Here is a 4,451-nt window from a genome sequence, read left to right as displayed (position 1 = left end):
AGGAGCAAACAAACTCACAGTCGCTCTAGCGGACGTTCTTCAAATCACCACAGGCAATACCGCATTACAAAATGCCAATATTGCGCTCAAGGTAGTAGGAGATCTTGGTGACACCGTTGATCTAGTGAACTCAGCTAATGATCACTGGTCAAAAACAGGCCAAATCACCAATGCTGGAGAAGTCTTTAATGTTTATCACAATGATGCTAGTACCAATCTCTTGGCAGACCTTTGGGTCAAAGAGGTGGTGCAGGTGAATGTGGTTTAAAAAAGATTTCCGCACCAGGGGTTTATACCCCCTGGTGCACCCTTGGAGCTAGCCAAGTCCCCGCGACTTGGTTTTGGGTCTTGATGACAGCGTCATGAATGATGACTTTGGGCCGTTGATTTCCAAAGGGGTGGCTGGAAATTAAATTAGCCTTATTGGTTTTATGGATCCCCGGTTAAAGGTTGGGATATTTTGTCTTGTAAAAAATGATAATTCAAAACAATTAGAAAATTCCTTTTGTCAATCGGTATATTTACCATCCCTTATTTAAGGAATGGTTTTATTTTATGGAGCTGCTTAAATCGCTGAAATTCTCTTTTTTTGCGATATTCGCCAATCTTACTAGGCACCCATGAAACTAGCGCTGATCGTTGTTCAAGAAAACAAGCTCGTAGCCGAGCATCTTCTTTCCGGAAAATCCCAATCTATTGTCGTCAAATCTGGCCAAAATTTTGTGCTGATTGATCGCGATACGGGTAGGGCGCCACAAAATCTCATGGTGGAGCGTAAGGGCAATAAGCTGATTATTCGCAGTGGTACAGGTGCAAAAAGCTCTATTCTATTGAGTCTAGAGGATTTTTATGCCGAAGACGGCACTAGCCCATTAGTGATCGGTGTAGCCGAGGATGGTAATTTTTATCATTATGTGTCGGCAGATGCGCAGCCCAATGAGATGTTGGCCCAGTTATCAGGCGATATCACATCGCAAGTGGCCTTGGGTGGCAATTCCCTAGGTGAGGCTGTTCCTGACCAGGATGATCGTAATACGACTTTCCCTTGGTTGATTGCTGCGCTAGCTGGCACCATGGGTCTTTTTGCCATAGCTGGATCCCGTAACTCTGGCGATAACTCGCTACCAACCCCAACCCAAAAGCCTATCCCACCAGATGCGCCCGCCTTTACTGTGATTGATGATGTTTCTGATGTTCCTGGCACTCCTGGTATTCCAGCAGAAGTTCCCCCGGGCGGCACTACCAATGACAATAAGCCGACTTTTACGGGTAGCGGTACTGCTGGTGACAAGATCACGATTATTGTCGATGAGGTAGTCATTGGCACTACCACCGTAAACCCAGACGGCACTTGGAGCTTTACACCAGTGACGCCATTGCCTGATGGCCCGCATAGCATCACAACGACTGAAACCGATCCTGCTGGCAATACATCAGCACCTTCGGCAAGCTACCCCATTATTGTGGATACCAAGGTACCGCTCATTATCAAGAGTGCTTATGATGACTACAACAGTACTGGCGACATCTTTGATGGGGGTGCTACCGATGATAGCGCTCCACTACTTAAAGGAGTGGGGGAGCCTGGCAAAACAGTGCACCTGCTAGTTGACGGTATTGAAATTGGTTCTGGGATTGTCGACGCCTTGGGAAATTGGGAGATTGCACTAGATGCCCATCCATTGTCAGTGGGGCAGTATGAGTTGGTGGCAGTCATTACCAATGAAGATGGTAGCGTCGCGGTGACCAGCAGGCCATTTGTGATTGAGATTACTAGTGAGCGCGAAGCTGCAGTGGCTGACCCTACTTTAGAAGGTATTCGAGACAATGTTGGGAATATCGATGGCAGCTCCACTTTTGTTTATCCCCAAGATAGCACCAACGATAATCAACCAACCCTGAATGGCAGCGGAGGACCAGGAGACACGATTGTTATTTTGGATGGTGATGTTGAAATTGCAAGAGTGATTGTTGGTGATGACGGGGTATGGAGTATTGAGCTACCCAATAAATTGGAAGATGGCCTTCATAACTTTAGTATTTATGCTGAATATGCCAGTGGCGGCCTATCGGTTCGCACCGATATTTACCCCATTATTGTGGACACCGCCATTGCCACCCCCGTGCTGGGATTACTCAGTGATAGCGGCGCGGATAATGCTGACGGCATTACCAATGTGTCAACGGTCAATGTTGACGGACTTGAAACTACAGCCGGCGCCTCTTGGGAATACCAAGTCGATGGCGGCGCTTGGGTAAAGGGCTCCGGTACCACTTTTGAATTGGAGAAAGGTACGCACGATTATGTTGTGCGTCAAACCGATGCTGCTGGTAATACTGAAGTCAGTGAAAAAACGTCTTACACATTGGACGCCAATAATTCCACCCCTCCATTGGCAGAGCTTGCTCTTCTTGTGGATACTGGCATATCCACTGCCGATGGTGTAACTAATGTCTCGCAGGTCAATATCGTAGGCCTGCCAGAAGGCTCTGACTGGGAGTATCGGATCGATAATGGCCCGTGGATTTATTGCGATGCTCTTTTGAGTGCTAGGGGGCGTCCGGATTATGTCCCATCGTTTGATTTATTGCTCGGGCAACATGTTTACGAGGTGCGTGCGGTTGATCGCGTTGGTAATGTTGGCGACGGTTCGGCGGCAACATTTTCTTACGACCCCATTAGCCCGATTGCATTATTGGAGAGCTCAGAGTTTGCTATAAATACTTTCCAAACCGGATCGCAGACTGCGCCTTCCGTGACGAGTTTAGTGGGTGGCGGATATGTTGTTGCTTGGCAAGTGAATGATCCAAACCAGGTGAATTCGGGTATTTACATCCAAGCCTATTCCGCTACCGGCTTGCCGATGGGTGGCCCCAGATTGGTCAGTGTATTTAATGGTATTCAGAATTTCCCTACTGTCGCATCCTTGGCAGACGGCGGTTTTATTGTTGCATGGGAGAGTTATGAGCAGGGTGGCGATTTATATGATATTTACTATCGCCAGTTTGATGCAAGCGGCGCTGCAATGACCGATGAGTTGCTTGTTAACTCCACGGTGTATAGCGAGCAATCTTATGTCACTGCCGCTGGATTGGCAAATGGCGGTTTTGTAATTTCTTGGCAAAGTTATTATCAGGATGGCTCGGGAACTGGAATATATGCTCAGCAATACGATACTCAAGGTAAAGTGACCGCGCCAGAGTTCCTTGTGAACGCGGTAACGGAGAGCTTTCAGTCCTTGCCGCAGATTTGTTCATTGCGAGATGGTGGTTATGTCATTGTTTGGCAGAGTTACGGCAGCGATGGGTCCGATTATGGTATTTATGCTCAGCGTTTTGATGGTGCAGGCGCCCCCGTTGGAGGGGAGTTTTGTGCTAATTCTTACGTTGATGGCACTCAGTATGATCCCACAGTCGCCTCATTGGCGGACGGTGGGTTTGTAATTCTTTGGGCTAGCTTTGGGCAGGATGGCTCTAGCTATGGTGTATACGGTCAATGTTATGGTGCGGATGGTTTAAAGTCGGGCGCTGAATTTTTGGCAAATGCAACAAACTTAGACTCTCAAAGGGCGCCATCTGTTTATGGTTTAAACGATGGTGGCTTTGTGGTTGTGTGGCAGGCCTATGGCCAGGATGGAAATCTCAACGGTGTATATGGAAGGGTGTTTGGATCCGCTGGTGAGCCTCGGGGTGATGAATTTCAGGTTAATCGTGTTCGTGTTGATGGGTCGCAAGAAAATCCTGATGTGATTGGATTGAGCGGTGGCGGATTTTTGGTCGTGTGGCAAGATACAAGTCCTGGTGCTAGCCTTATTTATAGCAAAGCCTACGATCAGGCTGGCCGCTCAATGGTATTTGGCATATCAGATTCTGGTGAAGCGGTGTCGCTATTTGGCGATCAACTTAAGCCGTCCGGTAACTCGGATTATGGGTTTGAGGATAACTCCGGAAGGATTGCTAGCTTAAGAATTACATTTGCCTCTGGCTATATAGCCGGGGAAGATGTCTTGGAGTTTAAGGGCTTGTCACTGGCTGATATTTCAGCTACTTATGGCTTGCAAGCATCTCGTAATAATGCTTCAGGGGAGGTATTGATAAGTGGCGTGGCGAATGTTGAGGTCTACCGCACCCTATTGAATGGTTTGATGTACGAAAATCTGCTACATGGTCGTGCAACTGTTGGTGACAGGGTGCTGACTTTCGATTTACTTGATATTGCGGGCAATAAATTGCATCAGCCGGCCGAGCTATCTATTAGGGTCGCATTCCCTGATGAGGCGCCGCCGATAATGCCTGAGTCGCTCTTAAGAATATCTTTACTTGAGGATACCGGCGCATCTCAGAGGGATGGCATTACCAATAACCCCGTAGTGAACGTGAGCGGTTTAGAAGCAGGCGCTACTTGGCAGTATCAAATTGATAATGGCGCTTGGACTACTGGTACAGGCACA

2 protein-coding genes are annotated in these 4,451 nt (G+C 47.8%); both read left to right on the top strand.

Annotated elements, in window-relative coordinates; genetic code table 11:
* Window positions 1-268 (top strand): hypothetical protein (locus ACIQZ3_RS10425; protein WP_397392882.1); only part of this gene is annotated, 268 nt, incomplete at its 5' end.
* A 352-nt stretch (window positions 269-620) separates the two neighbouring features.
* Window positions 621-4,451 (top strand): Ig-like domain-containing protein (locus tag ACIQZ3_RS10420; protein ID WP_397392880.1); only part of this gene is annotated, 3,831 nt, incomplete at its 3' end.

It is taken from the genome of Polynucleobacter sp. (assembly GCF_044342855.1).
GTDB lineage: Bacteria > Pseudomonadota > Gammaproteobacteria > Burkholderiales > Burkholderiaceae > Polynucleobacter.
Note: the sequence above shows the minus strand (reverse complement) of the source record. Positions and strands in the feature narration are given on the sequence as shown.